The organism is Nonomuraea sp. NPDC050733 (genome assembly GCF_040654215.1).
GTDB lineage: Bacteria > Actinomycetota > Actinomycetes > Streptosporangiales > Streptosporangiaceae > Nonomuraea.
Genome location: NZ_JBFAHO010000009.1, coordinates 72,806 through 89,091 on the forward strand (window position 1 = coordinate 72,806; position 16,286 = coordinate 89,091).

The window sequence follows — 16,286 nt, forward strand, 5'->3', positions numbered from 1 at the left end:
GCGGGTGCGGACCGCGTGAGCGGATGGTGCCGCCCGCGGCGACGCCGCGCTGGTTCGTCGAAGACGTGTACGGACGATCCTTAACGTTCATCGGATTTCCGTTTATGGAGCGTACCGGCCGGGCGGCTGGAGGCTGGGCGGCATGAGGATTCTGGTCATCGGAGCGGGGGGCGCGCAGGGCGGCGCCGTGGCGCGGCGTCTGGCCGCCGAGGGGTACGAGGTCCGCGGGCTGTCCCGCACGGGGTCGGCGCCGGACGGGGTGGAGCCGTTCGCGGCGGACCTCGGAGACGCGGCGCGGGTCCGGGAGGCGTTGGACGGGGTGACGCACGTGTCGGTGACGCTGCCGCTGGTGTTCGAGGCGGAGCGGGTGGAGACATACGTCCGGAACGTGCTCGGGGCCGCGGCGGCGGCGGGGGTGCGGCGGCTGGTGCTCAACACCGGCAACCGGCTGCCGGCGCGGGCCACGGGCGTCGCGGCGTTCGACACGAGGAGGGAGGCCGCCGCGGCGGCGCTCGGGTCGGGGGTGCCGTCGGTGGTGCTGAGCCCGCCGCTGTACCTGGAGAACCTGGCGGCGCCGGGGGTGTGGGGGCCGCTGGTGGAGCGGGGCGTGCTCCGCTATCCGGTGCCCGGCGACGTGCCGGTGTCCTGGCTGAGCCACGCCGACCTGGCCGCCGCGACGCTGGCCGCGCTCACGGGCGACGACCCGGAGGGTGCCGTGCTGAGCGTGGGTGGCCCGCCCGTCACGGGTGCCGAGCTGGCCGCCGCCGCCGGCGCGCGGTACGAGGAGCTGGACGTGGCGGCGTTCGAGGCGGGGCTGTCGGCGGCGCTGGGGCCCGGGGCTGCGGCGGGGGTGACGGGCACGTACCGCTGGATCGCCGCGCACGGCCGCGACCTGTACGGCGCGGACGGGGCGGCAGGGCGGCCGGGGACGCGGGTCACCGCGCCGCAGGAGTGGCTCACCGCGCGGCTGGGGGCCGCCCGATGAGGCCGCCCGAGCACCTGGAGGAGGTGCGGGCCGAGGTCGTGCGGCATCACCGGGTGATCGAGCGCTGGCTGGCGGGGACGGTGCCGCGTGACGAGTTCGCGAGGTTCGCCGGCGCCCACGCCCCGGCCTTCACGCTCGCGGCCCCGGACGGGCGGCTGCTGTCACGGGCCGAGGTGCTGACCGAGGTCGAGGCCATGTACGGGGGCGTGCCCGGAGCCCGGATCGAGATCCGCCACGTCACCGTGGTCGCCGCCGCCGGGGCCGTGGTGGTGGCCGCGTACGAGGAGTGGCAGGGCGGCGCGGGACGGCGCTCGACGGCCGTGTTCGAGCGCCGGCCCGGCGGGCTGAGCTGGCTGCGCCTGCACGAGACCGCGGTCGAGGAGGCAGGTCGCCAGGACGAAGGGTCGTAGCCCTGGACCGGCGTCAGCCGGCGGCGTGCCCGGCCCCCAGGAGCGAGAAGGCCAGCTCGGCGGCGCGTACCGCCTCCGGCTCGACCTCGGCGATCGGGCGGCCGGCGACCAGCGCCTCCCAGGAGCGCCGGGCGAGCACGCGCTGCGTGGCCAGCGTCTGAGCGGCCAGCAGGTCGGCCGTCAGCCGGTCCATGGTCTCGGCCAGCGCCTCGGCCAGGGCGCTCTCGTCCACGGCCATGTACTGGAACACCCGTGTCGCCAGGCTCGGCGTGGAGAAGACGAGGCGGTAGTAGGCCACCACCGCCGGGTGGTCGTTGAGCCCGGTGACCGGCTCGTGGCGGGCCAGCCCGTCGAGGAAGTGACGGCGCAGCGCTGCCAGGGGGGTCTCGCCCGCCGCCCGGCCGCGCACCACGCGGGCGGCCTCGCCCTGATGGTCGGCGATGCGGTGCAGGACGAGGTCCTCCTTGGTCGGGAAGTACTTGAACAGCGTCGGCTTCGACACGCGCGCCGCGGCCGCCACCTCGGTGACCGGCACCTCGTCGAAGCCGCGCTCCAGGAAGAGCGAGATGGCGGCCTCCGAGATCGCCTCGTGGACGCGCTGCCGATGCTGCTGCCTCAGTCCTGTCATGGATCCACTCTAGCAAAGCGTTAACCTGGTTAATATATTGACCAGGTTAACACTTTCCGGAGGGGCGCACATGGACGAGCTGGAGAACGGCGTGGACGGGCTGGAGCAGGAGCGGCGGTACGTCGAGACGTGCCGGGCGGGGCTGCGCCGCATGCTCGACGCCGCGCGGGACAACGTGATCGTCGGCGAGACCGTCGCCGGTGACCGCTACAGCGCCGAGCGGCTCGGCCGCTACCTCAAGAGCCTGGCCAAGGAGCTGACCGAGGAGCCGGACGGCCCGCCGTTCTTCGGCCGCCTCACCTTCGAGCGCCGGGACGGCGCCGCGCCCACGGAGGGCACGGGGGCCGCGGAGGGCACGGGGGCCGCGGACGCGGACGGGCACGACGGCCGGACGTACTACATCGGCAGGCGGCACATCCCCGGCGAGCACGGCGGCCCGCCGGTCGTCATCGACTGGCGGGCGCCCGTCGCCCGGGCCTTCTACCGAGCCGGCGCGCGGGACCCGCAGGGGGTGGCGGTGCGCCGCCGGTTCGGCTGGTCGGACACCACGCTGACGTCGTACGAGGACGAGCGGCTGGGGCGCGGCGAGGAGCGCCGCAGCCGCCTGCTGGCGGCCGAGATCGAGCGGCCGCGCGTCGGTCCGATGCGCGACATCGTCGCCACGATCCAGCCGGAGCAGGACGACCTGGTCCGCACCGGCCTGGAGGACTCGATCGGCGTGCAGGGGGCGCCCGGCACCGGCAAGACCGCCGTGGGCCTGCACCGCGCGGCGTACCTGCTGTACGCGTACCGGCAGCGGCTCCAGCGCGGCGGCGTCCTCGTCCTCGGCCCCAACCGCGCCTTCCTCGGCTACATCGCGGCGGTCCTGCCCGCGCTGGGCGAGGTGGACGTGGAGCAGACGACGCTGGACGGGCTCATCGCCACGGTGCCGGTCAAGGCCCGGGACGACGTGCGGGCGGCGGCGGTCAAGCACGACGCCCGGATGGCCGAGGTGCTGCGCCGGGCCCTGTACGGGCGGATCTCGAAGCCGGTCGAGCCGGTGGTGGTGACCGAGGGGTCGTTCCGGTGGCGGGTGGAGGAGGACGAGCTGCGCCGCGTCGTGGACGACACCCGGCGTGACGCGCTGCCGTACGCGACCGGGCGGGAGCGGGTGCGGGCCCGGGTGGTGGCGCTGATGCGCCGCCAGGCCGAGGCGCGTGGTCACAGCCCCAACGCCGCCTGGGAGCGCCGCACGGGCCGCGCGATCGCGGCGTGGCTCGACGAGGTCTGGCCGGCGGTCCGGGCCGAGCAGGTGGTGCACGAGGTGCTGTCCGGCCGGTGGACGCCCGCCGGCGGCGAAGGCGGGCCGCTGGGCGCGGGCGAGTGGGCGGCCGTCGTGTGGGAGCGGCCGGCGCGCACGTACAAGAGCGCGAAGTGGTCGGCGGCCGACCTCGTGCTGATCGACGAGGTCGCCGGCCTGCTGGAGCGCCCGCGCGGCTACGGCCACGTCATCGTGGACGAGGCGCAGGACCTGTCCCCCATGCAGTGCCGCGCCGTGGCCCGGCGCGCCGAGCACGGCTCGCTCACCGTGCTGGGAGACCTGGCCCAGGGCACGACGCCGTGGGCGGCCCGGTCGTGGCCGGAGCTGATGGCGGCGCTGGGCAAGCCGGAGGCGCGGGTGGTGGAGCTGACCACGGGCTTCCGGGTGCCGGCGGTCGTCGTGGAGCTGGCGAACCGGCTGCTGGCCGCCCTGGACGCGGGCGTGCCGGCGACCCGCTCGTACCGCTCGGACGGGCGGCTGCGGGTGACCCGGGTTCCGGGGCTGGAGCGGGGCGTGGTGGCGGCGGCGCGGGAGGCGCTGGAGTTCGAGGGGTCGGTCGGGGTCGTCGCCGCCGACGCGGACGCCGAGGCGCTGACCGCCGCGCTGTGGGACGCCGGGCTGGACGTGGGCAAGCGGCTGAGCGTGGTCCCGGTCTCGCTGGTCAAGGGGCTGGAGTACGACCATGTGGTGCTGGCCGAGCCGGCCGCGATCGCCGAGGCGGAGGAGCGGGGGCTCAACCGGCTGTATGTGGCGCTGACCCGCGCGGTGTCCCGGCTGGACGTGGTGCACGCCCGGCGGCTGCCGCCGGAGCTCGGTGACCCGGCGCCGGTCGCGGGCCGGGCGGCGCCTGAAACTTTCTCGACCGCCGGCTCAGCCTGAGCCGCCCCGACCAGCCCTCATGCCGGCCGTGACGGGCCCGCCCGACGGCCGGCATTGACCTACGGAAAGCGCTTTCCTACCGTGTGTGCAACCGCTTTCCCGTGACCGCGAGGTCACCTCCGCAGAGGAGCTCAGCGATGAGCACACGAGGACGCACCCCCACCCTGATCACTGGCCTGATCACCGGCCTGGCCGCCGCGGCGGCCGCCGTCACCGCGCTCGCCGCGCCCGCCTCCGCCGTACCGCACTCCGACGATCCGGCCGCGGCCCTGGCCGCCGAGACCTCTCCCGTCGGCTGGGCCGGCCAGGGCGGCGGCACCACGGGCGGCGGCGGCACGCCCCCGACGACCGTGAACTCCGCCTCCGCTCTCAAGACGGCCCTGTCCTCCGGCTCGGCCGCCGTGATCCGGGTCTCGGGGACGATCTCCTGCTCCGGCATGCTGAAGGTGACCTCCAACAAGACCGTCCTCGGCAACTCCGGGGCGACGATCTCCGGCTGCGGGTTCAACGTCGCCAGCGCCTCCAACGTCATCATCCGCAACCTCACGTTCCGCAACTGGAACGACGACGGCATCAACGTGCAGTACTCGACCCGGGTGTGGATCGATCACAACTCCTTCAGCAACGGCTACGACGGAGCGGTGGACATCAAGCGCGCCAGCGACTACGTCACCGTCTCCTGGAACAAGTTCTCCGACCACGACAAGACCATGCTGCTCGGCCACAGCGACGACAACGGCTCGGAGGACCGCGGCCACCTGCGGGTGACGTACCACCACAACTGGTTCGACGGCACCAACCAGCGCCACCCGCGGGTGCGCTTCGGCAACCCGGTGCACGTCTACAACAACTACTACTCCGGCATCGGCAGCTACGGCGTGGCCTCCACCAAGGAGGCGGGCGTGCTCGTCGAGGGCAACTACTTCGAGAACACCGACGACCCCTTCCACCGCGGTGAGGGCAGCTCGCCCGCCGCCAACCTGGTGGCCCGCAACAACCACTTCGTCAACTCCGGCAGCGGCGACGCGGGCGGCAGCGTCGCCACGATCCCGTACTCCTACCCGCTCGACGCGGCCTCCGGCGTCAAGACCATCGTGACCGGCGGAGCCGGCGCCGGCCGGATCAGCCCCTGACCCGCGCGGACCGGACGCCCGGGTACGGGCCTCCCACCGCGGGGAGGCCGTACCCGGAGCCCACGACTCCCGGCGGCGCGCCCGGCCGCGCCCGCACATGACGGCGGCCCTCAGCTGGCGGCGGACGGGCAGCCGCCCTCAGGTGGCGGCCAGTGCGACCGTCGGCGACAGGCGGGCGGCGCGCATCGCCGGGTAGATCCCGGCGATCGTGCCGATGACCAGGGTGGCCGCGACCGCCCCGCCGATCGCCCACGGCGGCACCACCGGCGGCCAGCCGCGCGCCAGCGCGTACCCGGCGCTGGCCAGCGTCCCCAGCGCCGCCCCCGCGATCCCGCCGAGCGCCGACAGCAGCAGCGACTCGGTCAGGAACTGCACCCGCACCTGCCCCCGGGTCGCGCCCAGCGACCGGCGCAGCCCGATCTCCCTGCGCCGCTCCAGCACCGAGATGACCATCGTGTTGGCCACCCCGACACCGCCGACCAGCAGCGCGACGGCGCCGAGGCCGAGCAGCAGGTTCGTGAACGCGCCGGCCGCGGCGGCCCGGGCGGCCAGCGCGTCGGAGGGCCTGCTGACCTCGACCTCGCCCGGGTTCTCGGGGTTGACCGTGCGGGCCAGCACGTTCCGGACCGCCTCGACCGCCTCCTCCGCCGACCGCTCGTAGATCGTCGTGGGGTGTCCCCCGAACCCGAGGAGGCTCTCCGCGGCGGGGAAACCGACGAGGGCCGAGCGGTCGATCTCCGGTGCCAGCGGCATCGTCCGCAGGATCCCGACCACCGTGAACCACCGTCCGCCCGTCCAGACCCGCACGCCGGTGCGGTCGATGCCGAGCCGGGCGGCGGCCTCGGAGCCGAGGACGACGGCGGGCCGACGCTCGGTGCCGGCGTTCAGCCAGGCGCCCTTCGCGACGCTGCCCTCCAGCGTGGTGAGCAGCTCGGTGGTGGCGGCCTGCACGGAGATGCCGCTGGTCACGGCCTCGGGGATGCGGTCGGTACGACGGACGGTCGCCTTGACGGAGCCGGTGGCCGAGGCCGTGCGCACCGGGCCGACGCGCTTGACCATGTCCACGGCGGTGACGGGCAGCTCCGCCTCCTCGCCGAACATCGTGCGCCCCGGCGACACGGTCAGCAGGTTGGTGCCCAGCCGGTCGAGCTGCCGCATGAGCTGCTCGCGGGAGGACGACGAGATGCCGATGACCGCGACCATGGTGGCGATGCCGATGGCGATGCCCAGCGCCGACAGGACGACCCGGGTGGGACGGGCCCGCAGCCCGGCGGCCCCCACCCGCAGCACGTCTGCCGGGCTCAGCCGGGCCGGCCTCGGCCCGCGCGCTCCGGAGGCGCGGGTCATGGGCCCGCGCTTCGTGGCTCCCCGGCTCATCCCCGGACCCCCTTCGTGATCTCGGCCGGCGGGGCGGTCCCGTCACCCTCGTCGCCGTCGATGCGGCCGTCGAGCAGGCGCACCCGGCGGGGGCACCAGGCCGCGATCTCCGCGTCGTGCGTGATGATCGCGATGGTGGTGCCGGCCGCGTGCAGGTCGCGCAGCACTCCGAGGACCTCCGCGCCGGCGCCGGAGTCGAGGTTGCCGGTGGGCTCGTCGGCCAGCAGCAGCCGCGGGTCGCCGGCGACGGCGCGGGCGACGGCCACGCGCTGCTGCTCGCCGCCCGACAGCTGGTACGGCCGGTGACCCAGCCGGTGGCCGAGGCCGACCCGTTCCAGGGCGGCGGCGGCCCGCTCGCGCCGGACCCGCCGCGGGGTGCCGGTGTAGAGCAGGCCGTCGGCCACGTTGTCCAGGGCGCTCAGGCCCGGACCGAGATGGAACTGCTGGAAGACGAACCCCAGCGTGCGGCCGCGCAGCGCCGACAGCTCGCGGTCGGACAGCGTGGCGACGTCGTGCCCGTCGACGCGGACGGTCCCCGAGGTGGGCCGGTCGAGGGTGCCGACCATGTGCAGCATGGTCGACTTGCCGGACCCGGACCGGCCGACGATGGCCAGCAGCTCGCCGTCGGCCACGGCCAGGTCCACGCCGCGCAGCGCCCGCACGTCCTCGGGGTAGACCTTGGTCACGCCCCGCAGCTCCACCACGTACGACACCGCGCCCGAGCCCGCGCCCGAGCCCGATGCCGCACCCGAGGCCGCGCCGGATTCCGCGCCGGAGCCCGCGGCGAGGCCCTCGGAAAGGGTGCCGGTCATGTGGACGGCACCCCGACCTTCATGCCCTCCGCCAGCCCGGCGCCCTCGACCTCGACCCGGCCGCCGCCGAACGCGCCGGTCCGCACGCCCACGATCCGGGTCGCGCCGCCCTCGACCACCTCGACGCCGAACCCGCCCTCGCGCAGCGCCAGCAGCGCCTCGACCGGCACGGACAGCACCCCCTCGCGCCGCTCGCTCTCCATCTCGACCTCCACCGGCGCCTGGTCGAGGCGGGTCCTGGGTGTCTTGGCCAGGGTGATGTCGACGTCCACGGTGACGTTCTGGTCCTGGCCCTGTCCGCTGGTCTCGGCGACCGTGCCGACCGAGGTGATCTTCCCGGAGACGCGTTCGCCGCCGGGCAGCTCCACGGTCACCTTCGCGCCCTTGCGGGCCAGCGCCTGGTCGTCGGCGTCGAGGTCCACGTGGACCAGCCGGCGCACGCCGCTGACCGTCAGGGTGCGGCGGCCCGGTGTGAGCCGGTCGCCCACCTCCACGGCCGCGTCGGTGACGCGGACGACCGACGGCAGGAACACCACCTGCGACGCGTCCACCCGTCCCGTCTCCGGGAGCCCCCGGTCGTCCTGCCACTCCTTGACCGCGAGGTACGTGGCGTAGCTGAAGTGCTCGTCCACGGTCAGGTAGTCGCCGTGGCCGAGGGCCTTGAGGTTGCGCTCCAGCTGCTCGACGTCCGGCCCGTCGGAGACGCCCTGGCGCAGCTCCCGGTACAGCGGCAGCTTGCCGTACATGAGCACGACCGGTTCGCGGTCGGCCGACAGCAGCGCGTGGCCGCGGCGCACCACGGCCCCCTCGGCGGCCACCCACGTCACCGTGCCGGACGCACCCGTGGTCACCTGGCGCTCGCCGGAGTACGTGAGCGCCCCGGTGACGGTCTTGGTGTCCACGAGGTCCTGCCGGGTGATCTCCGCCGTCGCCGGTACGGCCTGCCGCGCGGGGGCCGCCGCGCCGGTGCCGCCGTCGCCGAGCACGGCCACGGCCGTCCACGCGGCGGCCACGGCGAGCACCCCGGCTCCGGTGAGCGCGAGCCCCTTCCTCATCGGGGGCCGCCGCCGGGCTCGAACTCCTTGCACGCCGCGTGGGCGGCCTCGACCTTCTCCTCGGGCGTCCCGGGCTTGACCTTGATCTCGATCCGGCCGTCGGTGGACGGGTCCGCCATGTCGATGCCGTTCTCGCGCATGCACTGGGCGAACTTCAGCGCCTGGTCGCGCGCCTTCGGATCCATCTTGCCCTTGGCCTCGCCGACCGCGGCCTCCATGAAGTGCCCGCACGCCTTCTGGGCCTCCTGCATCTTGGCCTCGTCGCCCTTGCGGGACTTGATCCGGATGCCGCCGCCGGGCTCCGGGTCGTCCATCTCGATGCCGTGCTCGCGCATGCACTGCGCGAACTTCAGCTGGGCGTCCCTCGGGTCCATGGAGGGCGCGGCGGAGGCGGTCGCGCCGCCGGTGCTCGCGCTCGCTCCACCGGTGCTCGCCACGCCGGCCACTCCGTCCGCGGCCGGTGTGCCGCCGCCGCACGCGGACAGGCCGGACAGGGCCGCCGTCGCGCAGACGGCCGCCAGCAGGAATCGCAGGTTCATCGTTGTCGCTCCTTCGCGGGCGCCGCCGGACGTTCGCCGCGGCGCGAGCCTCACTCCAGCGGGGCGGGTGCTAAACGGCGATAAGCCGCCCCAGGCGCCCTTATCCGCCGCTAACACCCGATCCGCCAAGGTCAGTGCGGGACGGAAAGGGGGCCCGGGATGCGGGTGCTCGTCGTGGAGGACGAAGAGGAGCTGGCCGACGCCATCGCGCGGGGGCTGCGGCTGCACGCCATCGCGGTCGACGTGGCCTACGACGGGCAGGAGGCGCTGGAGCTGGCCACGTACGTCCCGTACGACGTGGTGGTGCTGGACCGCGACCTGCCCGAGGTGCACGGCGACGAGGTGTGCCGGGAGCTGGCGGGAGGGGACGCGGCGGGCCGGGTGCTCATGCTGACCGCGGCCGGCCGGGTGCGCGACCGGGTGGACGGGCTGTCGCTGGGCGCGGACGACTACCTGATCAAGCCGTTCACGTTCGCCGAGCTGGTGGCGCGGATCCGGGCGCTGTCGCGCCGCTCCCGGCGGGACGGCCCGGCGCCGCTGGAGCGGGCGGGCGTGCGGCTGGACCCGGGCCGCCGCACGGTCACCCGCGACGGGCGGCCGATCGTGCTGAACCGCAAGGAGTTCGACGTGCTGCACGCGCTGCTGCGCGCGGACGGGCGGCTGGTCACCTCGGCGGAGCTGCGCAGGAGCGCGTGGGACGAGTACGCCGACGCGGCCAGCGGGGTGCTGCGGGTCACGCTCACCTCGCTGCGCAGGAAGCTCGGCTCTCCCCCGCTGATCGAGAACCTGCCGGGTCAGGGGTACCGGCTGTGAGGGCGCCCCTCGGCCGGTGGAGGCCCCGGCGCGACCGGCGGCGGGACCGGCCGCCGGGCCGCGTCCGGCTGTGGCACCGGCTCGGGCTGCGGATGCGGCTGACGATCCTGTACGGCGGGCTGTTCTTCCTGGCCGGGTCGCTGCTGCTGTGGTCCACGTACCTGCTGACCGCGCGGGCGCTGAGCCAGCAGTTCTCCCTCGGCTTCACGAAGATCGTCACCAACAAGCCGCTCGTGACGGTCACCCAGGCGCCGTCCGACGACGTGATGTTCCAGCAGGTGAAGGGGGACGTGCGGCAGCGGGCCGCGACCGTGCTGGACGACATGCTGCGCTCCTCGGCGGCCATCATGGTGCTGCTCGGCGTCCTCGCGGTGGTGCTCGGCTACCTGGTCGCCGACCGGGCGCTGCGCCCGCTCGACCGGGTGACCGAGACGGCCCGCAGGCTCTCCGAGAGCAACCTGCACGAGCGCATCGCGCTGGACGGACCGCCCGACGAGGTCAAGCGGCTGGCCGACACGTTCGACGCGATGCTCGACCGGCTGCACCGGGTGTTCGAGGGGCAGCGGCGCTTCATCGCCAACGCCTCGCACGAGCTGCGCACCCCGCTGGCCATCAACCGCACGGTGCTGGAGGTGTCGCTGGAGGAGCCGGCCGCCTCGGAGGACCTGAAGGCGCTGGCGCGGGCCCTGCTCGGCACCAACGCCCGCTACGAGCGGCTCATCGAGGGGCTGCTGCTGCTCGCCCAGTCCGAGCAGGAGCTGGGCGTGCGCAAGACCGTGGACGTGGCCCAGGTGGCGCGCATCGTGCTGGAGCAGCTCGACCTCGCCGGGCGCAGGCGGCCCCTCACCCTGCACGCCGACCTGCGCCCGGCCCTCGCGCTGGGCGATCCCCTGCTGATGGAGCGGTGCCTGTTCAACCTGGTGGAGAACGCGGCGAAGTACAACGTGCGCGACGGCCAGGTGTGGGTGCGGGTGCGCCCGGAGGCCGGCCACGCGGTGGTCGAGGTGGACAACACCGGCCAGACCGTCCCGCCGTACGAGGTGGAGGACCTGTTCGAGCCGTTCAGGCGGCTCCAGGGCGACCGGCTGCGCTCGGCGCGCGGCTCGGGGCTGGGGCTGTCGATCGTGCGGGCCATCTGCGACGCGCATGCCGGCACGGTCACGGCCGAGGCCCGCCCGGAGGGCGGCCTGAGCGTCACCGTACGGCTCCCGGAGGCGCCGTCCTGAGCCGCCCGTGCGATCCTGAGCCGGTGCTTCCCCCGATGGACGAGCTGCGCGAGCTGGTCACCGCCCGCCTGGCCGCCTTCCCCCGCCGCGAGGTGCCGCCCGCCCCCGGCGTCCGCCGCGCCGCCGTCACCGTGTGCGTGCTGGAGGACGACGCCGGCGACCCGTACACGATCCTCATCCGGCGCTCGCCGCACGGCCGCAACGCGGGCCAGTGGGCGCTGCCCGGCGGCCGGCTGGACGACGGCGAGCAGCCGGTCGAGGCGGCGCTGCGCGAGCTGGCCGAGGAGACCGCGGTCAGCGGCGTGCGGGTGGCTGGGCTGCTGGACGACTACGTCACCGACTCCGGGTTCGTGATCACCCCGGTCGTCGCGTTCGGCGGCCGGCAGCGGCCCGTGGCGGACCCGCGCGAGGTGGCCTCGGTGCACGCCGTGCCGCTGGAGCGGTTCCTCGCGCCGGGGGTGCCGCGCTGGAGCGCCGGGCTGCTGCAGATGCCGCTGGGCCCCTCGATCGTGGTCCACGCGCCGACGGGGGCGATTTTGTGGCAGTTCGCCGAAGTGGCGCTCCGTGGCCGTGAGCTGCGGGTCTTCGACGTCGCACAGCCACACTGGACCAGGACCTGACCGAATCTTTGGGCCCGGTGGAATACGCGTCACCGGATGTCCGTTAGAGTCATGAGGCCGATGTGGTCTGTGTCCCCCGGGCCGCAAAATACCGCCTTCACGGAATACCGTTCGGCTGGAGCCGTGTTGTGCATCTCGCCGAGGAGGCGACCGCCACATCGGCCTCATCAGCTTTTCCAGGCGCCCCGGCTCCGGCCGGGGCGCCTGCCTTATGGTGGGGTGGCCGACCGACGATCAGCCAGGAGAGCCCATTGCTGTACCAAGTGGTCAAGTTCGCCGCCACGCCGCTGGCCCATGTGATGTGCCGCCCGCACATCTCCGGCGCGGCGCATGTGCCCAGGACGGGCCCCGCGATCCTGGCCGCCAACCACCTGTCCGTCCTCGACTCGTTCCTGCTGCCGACGCTGCTGCCGCGGCCCGTGACGTTCGTCGCCAAGAACGAGTACTTCTCCGGCAACCCGGTCTCCGGCTGGTTCATGCGCCTGGGCGGCAGTCTGCCCATCGACCGTGACAGCGCGCACGCCGCGCAGGCCATGCTCGACGCGGCCACCGAGGTGCTGGAGCGGGGCGAGCTGTTCGGCATCCATCCCGAGGGCACCCGCTCCCCCGACGGCCGCCTCTACCGCGGCAAGATCGGCGTGGCCTGGCTGGCGCTGCGCACCGGCGCGCCGGTGCTCCCCGTCGCGCTCAGCGGCACGGAGAAGGTGCTGCCGGTCGGCGCCAAGGTGCCCCGCCCGGCCAGGATCGGCATCCGGATCGGCGAGCCGATGACGTTCGACGGCGACCACACCAAGGCCCGCGACCGGCGGCGGGTCACCGACGAGATCATGGCCGCCATCCAGCAGCTGTCCGGCCAGGAGTACGTGCCCGCCTACGCCGCCAGCATCAAGGCCTCGGCCAACGGCTCCGACGGGCCGGAGACCGCAGCGAAGATCGTCGCATCGGACCCGGCGGGCGGTGGGCGCGGCTAAGCTCGTGCACCCAGCAAGCGCTGCCGAGGACCAGGGGGCTGACCAGTGGCGCGTGGCCGTACCATCGCGATCGTTTCCGGCATCACCGTGCTGGTGGTCGGCGCCGCCGGGGGCGGCGCCTACTACCTGCTGCGCACCCAGGGCAGCCCGGCCGAGACGGCACAGCGCTTCGCCACCGCCTGGCAGGCGGGTGACACGGCGGCCATGCGGGCCCAGCTGGCCGCATCGCAGCCGCTGACCGCCTACGACCAGATGCGCACCGCCCTGGCCGTCGAGTCCACGCGGGTGAAGCTGGGCAAGGTCACCGAGACCGACGACCGGGCCCGCGTCCCGTACACCGCGACGCTCAAGCTCAAGAACATCGGCGAGTGGACCTACGAGGGACGGCTCGACCTCAAGGTCGCCGACCGTGCCTGGAAGGTGGACTGGACACCGGCCGCGCTGCACCCGTCGCTGACGGCCGGCGCGTCGTTCAAGATCAAGACCAACTGGCCGGACCGGGCGGAGATCACCGACGCCGACGGCGGGCGCATCGACGACGGCAAGGCCGGCGGCTCGGTGCAGCAGCTCGTCGGCTACCTGGACAAGGCCACCAAGAAGGACGTCGCCAAGCTCGGCAGCGCCTACAAGGTCGGCCAGGCCGTGGGCCGGGGCGGGCTCCAGGAGACGTTCCAGAAGAAGCTCGCGGGCACCCCGACGACCCAGATCCAGACCGGCGGCAAGACCCTGCACACCATCGAGGGCACCGACGGCGAGCCGGTGAAGACCAGCCTCGACCCCCGCGCCCAGGCCGCCGCGGTCGCCGCGGTCAAGGACGTCAAGAAGCCCACCTCCATGGTCGCCGTGAAGGCGAGCACCGGCGAGATCCTGGCCGTGGTCAACAACGTGGGCGGCTTCAACCGGGCCCTGGACGGCCGCTACCCGCCGGGCTCCACCTTCAAGGCGGTCACGGCGATCGGGCTGCTCGCCGCGGGCGTCGCACCCGGCGACTCGGTCACCTGCCCCAAGTACGCGACCGTGGGCGGGCTGAAGATCCGCAACTCCGAGGAGGAGGAGTTCGGGTCGCTGTCGTTCCTCGACTCCTTCGCCCACTCGTGCAACACCACGTTCGCGCCGATGGCCGAGCGGCGGCTCGGCGCCGACAAGCTGCTGCGGACGGCGGAGTCGGTCGGCTTCAACCAGCCACTCAACATCGGCGTGCCCGCCACCAAGGCCAGTCTCCCGCGCGCCCAGTCCGACGCCGAGCTCGCCGCCGAGGCGTTCGGGCAGGCCCGGATCACGGCCAGCCCGCTGTCGATGGCGTCGGTGGCCGCCGCCATCGCCGACGGCACCTGGCGCCCGCCGACGCTCGTGCCCGGGCTCCCGCAGAAGGCCGAGGAGCACCCGCTGCCCGACGGGGTCAAGGAGTCCATGCACGAGCTGACCGCCGCCGTGGTCACCAAGGGCACCGCCAAGGGCGCGGGCCTGCCGGCCGGCACCCACGGCAAGACCGGCACCGCCGAGTACGGCACCGGCGAGAAGCTGGAGACGCACGCCTGGTTCATGGGGTTCAAGGGCGACGTGGCGTTCGCGGTGGTGGTGGAGGGCGGCGGCACGGGCGGCAAGGTCGCCGCGCCGATCGCCGCCGCCTTCCTGCGCGGCCTCTAGCCCTGGGACTCAGGACAGGAAGCGGTCGATCTCGCGGGCGACCGCCTCCGGCTTCCCGCCCGCGGCGGCGTTGCCGGTGGCGTTGTGGTCCAGGCCGCGCAGGACGACCCGCCGGGCGTCCGGGAGCACGCCCTCCAGCGCGGTGAGGTTCTTCCTCAGGTAGGCCTGGCTCCTGGACCCGCCCAGCAGCAGCACCTCGGCCCGCAGCTCCCGCAGCCGGGGCAGCAGGCCGGCCGTCTCGGCGACCAACCGCGCGTCGTGGTGGATCGTGGGGGCCAGCTCGCGGAAGCCGGCCTCCTCCCCCGTCCCGGTCCGCTCCTGCCGCTCGACGAACGTGGTGGTGAGCCGTTCCATCAGGCGGCGGGGCATGATCCGGAACACCGGCGAACCCATGCGGGTGCCCAGCATGCCGGTGACGAGCGCGGCGCTGGTCCGCCCCTCGGCGATCTCCCGGTCGAAGCGCGCCAGCCAGCCCGTGTCGTTGGACCCGTCGATGTCCAGCGGCGGCTCGAACGCGACGACGCGGCGGACGTCCGGCCGGGACAGCGCGGTGAGCAGGGCGATGATCGCGCCCGAGCTGACCCCGGCCACGTCGCGCGCCCCGGTGGCGTCGAGCAGCGCGCAGACGTCCTCGACGTCCTGGCGCACGCCGTGGCCGGGACGCCGGGGGCCGCTGGCGCCGCGTCCGCGGCGGTCGGGCACGTAGAGGGTGTGGGAGCCGGCCAGGGCGCGGGCCAGCTCGATGTTGCTCGGCCCGGTCTGCATGGCTCCGTGCAGCAGCACCAGGCCGGGCCCGTCACCGAGCCGGCGGTAGGCGACGGCGGTGCCGTCGGCGGAGGTCACGTGCTCGACGACGGTCTTCATGTTGCGCATGGTCATTCCCCATCCGTGGTGTGGGCGTGCAGGTCCACGCGGGGAGGCCCGGATATGCTTGCGAGTGCCATCTCGTGGCCGGGATCCGCCCGCGCGGGTCTCGCTTCGAGGTTTCGAGGGCTCCGGCGGCGGTGTTCCCGCACCTCCTCCGGGGCCCTCCTCCGTGTTCAGGTCAGTCCGTGACGCTCCCCCTTTCGGCCATCTCGGCGACGTCCGCGGGCAGGTGGCCCGTCCCGTGGAAGGCCCGCCACTCCTCCAGCCGGGGGAACGTGCCCGCGGCCAGCTCCTCCAGCAGCGACCGGGTCCAGGCGGCCTCGGCCTCGCGCATCGCCAGGCCGTACTCCGACTCCAGGACGAACAGCCGCGGGAGGTCACCCGCGTCGTGCTCCAGCGCCGCCCGCTGGGCGGCGACGAGCTGCTCCAGGGCGTCGAGCCGCCGGCGCAGCAGGGCGGTCACCTCCTCGGGCGGAAGCCCGCCCATGACCGACAGACCCGCCTCGAACCTGCGCGGCGCCTCCTCCGGGTCGGCCAGCAGCTCGCGCGTCCAGTCGGCCAGCTCGGCGCGGCCCTCGGCGGTGATCTCGTAGACGGTGCGTTCGGGCCGGCCGCCCTGCCGGTCGCTGCCCGCCTCGCGCAGCAGGCCGTGCCGGGCCAGGTTGTGCACGACGGTGTAGAGGGACCCCCACTTGATCGCCATGTCCTGGTCCTTGCCGCGGGCCCGCAGGACGGAGGCCATCTCGTAGGCGTGCATCGGGCGCTGTGCCATGACGGACAGCACGGCGAGGGCCAGCAGGCTTCCCACCTTCCGCCGCTTCGCCATCTCGCGCGCCTCCGATCGGTTGCTCGTGTACGAATACTCGTCTACGAGTGTACGTACGCGAGCAGCCCATGGCCAGTGGAGTTCGGTGGGGCATTGACTACAAAGAGAGACCTATGGCGAGACGGGGCGTCTGTTCACCCGTGAGCGCCGCTGTCGGAGCAGGCCAAGCCGTGCACGGTGGGGAACCGCACCGGCGGA

16 protein-coding genes are annotated in these 16,286 nt (G+C 74.2%); 9 read left to right on the forward strand and 7 right to left on the reverse strand.

Annotated elements, in window-relative coordinates; translation table 11 throughout:
* The first annotated feature begins 142 nt into the window (after positions 1-142).
* Positions 143-985, forward strand: coding sequence for an NmrA family NAD(P)-binding protein (locus AB0H64_RS17835; protein WP_357625288.1), 843 nt, complete (start codon positions 143-145; stop codon positions 983-985).
* On the forward strand, positions 982-1,395 hold the full coding sequence (locus AB0H64_RS17840) for a DUF4440 domain-containing protein (RefSeq protein ID WP_357625290.1): 414 nt from the start codon (positions 982-984) through the stop codon (positions 1,393-1,395). The genes AB0H64_RS17835 and AB0H64_RS17840 overlap by 4 nt, the downstream gene beginning before the upstream one ends.
* Before the next feature lie 13 nt (positions 1,396-1,408).
* Here AB0H64_RS17840 and AB0H64_RS17845 read toward each other — a convergent pair whose 3' ends face one another.
* Positions 1,409-2,023 (reverse strand): TetR family transcriptional regulator, encoded by a 615-nt coding sequence (locus AB0H64_RS17845; RefSeq protein ID WP_357625293.1) that lies wholly within the window; start codon positions 2,021-2,023, stop codon positions 1,409-1,411.
* Positions 2,024-2,093: 70 nt separating this feature from the next.
* Here AB0H64_RS17845 and AB0H64_RS17850 point away from each other — a divergent pair, with 70 nt between their 5' ends.
* The gene (locus AB0H64_RS17850) at positions 2,094-4,202 is read left to right on the forward strand and encodes an ATP-binding domain-containing protein (RefSeq protein ID WP_357625296.1); all 2,109 of its coding nucleotides are present in this window, start codon (positions 2,094-2,096) and stop codon (positions 4,200-4,202) included.
* Positions 4,203-4,339: 137 nt separating this feature from the next.
* On the forward strand, positions 4,340-5,335 hold the full coding sequence (locus AB0H64_RS17855) for a right-handed parallel beta-helix repeat-containing protein (protein ID WP_357625299.1): 996 nt from the start codon (positions 4,340-4,342) through the stop codon (positions 5,333-5,335).
* A 138-nt stretch (positions 5,336-5,473) separates the two neighbouring features.
* On the opposite strand, the gene AB0H64_RS17860 is transcribed toward AB0H64_RS17855, so the two are convergent.
* From AB0H64_RS17860 to AB0H64_RS17875, 4 genes are read right to left on the reverse strand one after another with little or no spacing between them, the layout of a single operon-like run.
* A complete protein-coding gene (locus tag AB0H64_RS17860) occupies positions 5,474-6,712 on the reverse strand; it encodes an ABC transporter permease (RefSeq protein ID WP_357625301.1) in 1,239 nt (412 codons plus the stop codon).
* A complete protein-coding gene (locus AB0H64_RS17865; RefSeq protein ID WP_357625304.1) occupies positions 6,709-7,524 on the reverse strand; it encodes an ABC transporter ATP-binding protein in 816 nt (271 codons plus the stop codon). Before AB0H64_RS17865 ends, AB0H64_RS17860 begins: the two co-directional genes overlap by 4 nt.
* Positions 7,521-8,579, reverse strand: coding sequence for a peptidoglycan-binding protein (locus tag AB0H64_RS17870; protein WP_357625307.1), 1,059 nt, complete (start codon positions 8,577-8,579; stop codon positions 7,521-7,523). The genes AB0H64_RS17865 and AB0H64_RS17870 overlap by 4 nt, the downstream gene beginning before the upstream one ends.
* Positions 8,576-9,118, reverse strand: a complete 543-nt coding sequence (locus AB0H64_RS17875; protein ID WP_357625309.1) for a hypothetical protein — start codon at positions 9,116-9,118, stop codon at positions 8,576-8,578. Before AB0H64_RS17875 ends, AB0H64_RS17870 begins: the two co-directional genes overlap by 4 nt.
* A 159-nt stretch (positions 9,119-9,277) precedes the next feature.
* On the opposite strand from AB0H64_RS17875, the gene AB0H64_RS17880 reads away from it, so the two are divergent.
* The 5 genes from AB0H64_RS17880 (at position 9,278) to AB0H64_RS17900 (ending at position 14,395) form a co-directional block, all read left to right on the forward strand.
* Positions 9,278-9,931 (forward strand): response regulator transcription factor, encoded by a 654-nt coding sequence (locus AB0H64_RS17880; protein WP_357625311.1) that lies wholly within the window; start codon positions 9,278-9,280, stop codon positions 9,929-9,931.
* On the forward strand, positions 9,928-11,157 hold the full coding sequence (locus tag AB0H64_RS17885) for a HAMP domain-containing sensor histidine kinase (protein WP_357625316.1): 1,230 nt from the start codon (positions 9,928-9,930) through the stop codon (positions 11,155-11,157). The genes AB0H64_RS17880 and AB0H64_RS17885 overlap by 4 nt, the downstream gene beginning before the upstream one ends.
* Before the next feature lie 23 nt (positions 11,158-11,180).
* Entirely contained in the window at positions 11,181-11,777 is a 597-nt protein-coding gene (locus tag AB0H64_RS17890) for a CoA pyrophosphatase (protein WP_357625319.1), read from the forward strand.
* A 251-nt stretch (positions 11,778-12,028) separates the two neighbouring features.
* Complete coding sequence (locus AB0H64_RS17895) at positions 12,029-12,748, forward strand: lysophospholipid acyltransferase family protein (RefSeq protein WP_357625321.1); 720 nt, start codon at positions 12,029-12,031, stop codon at positions 12,746-12,748.
* Positions 12,749-12,793: 45 nt separating this feature from the next.
* Positions 12,794-14,395, forward strand: coding sequence for a penicillin-binding transpeptidase domain-containing protein (locus AB0H64_RS17900; RefSeq protein ID WP_357625323.1), 1,602 nt, complete (start codon positions 12,794-12,796; stop codon positions 14,393-14,395).
* A 9-nt stretch (positions 14,396-14,404) separates the two neighbouring features.
* Here AB0H64_RS17900 and AB0H64_RS17905 read toward each other — a convergent pair whose 3' ends face one another.
* Together AB0H64_RS17905 and AB0H64_RS17910 are read right to left on the reverse strand one after the other, a co-directional pair.
* Positions 14,405-15,268, reverse strand: a complete 864-nt coding sequence (locus tag AB0H64_RS17905; RefSeq protein ID WP_357625325.1) for an alpha/beta hydrolase — start codon at positions 15,266-15,268, stop codon at positions 14,405-14,407.
* 172 nt (positions 15,269-15,440) lie between these two features.
* Entirely contained in the window at positions 15,441-16,088 is a 648-nt protein-coding gene (locus AB0H64_RS17910) for a PadR family transcriptional regulator (protein WP_357625327.1), read from the reverse strand.
* Positions 16,089-16,286 lie beyond the last annotated feature (198 nt).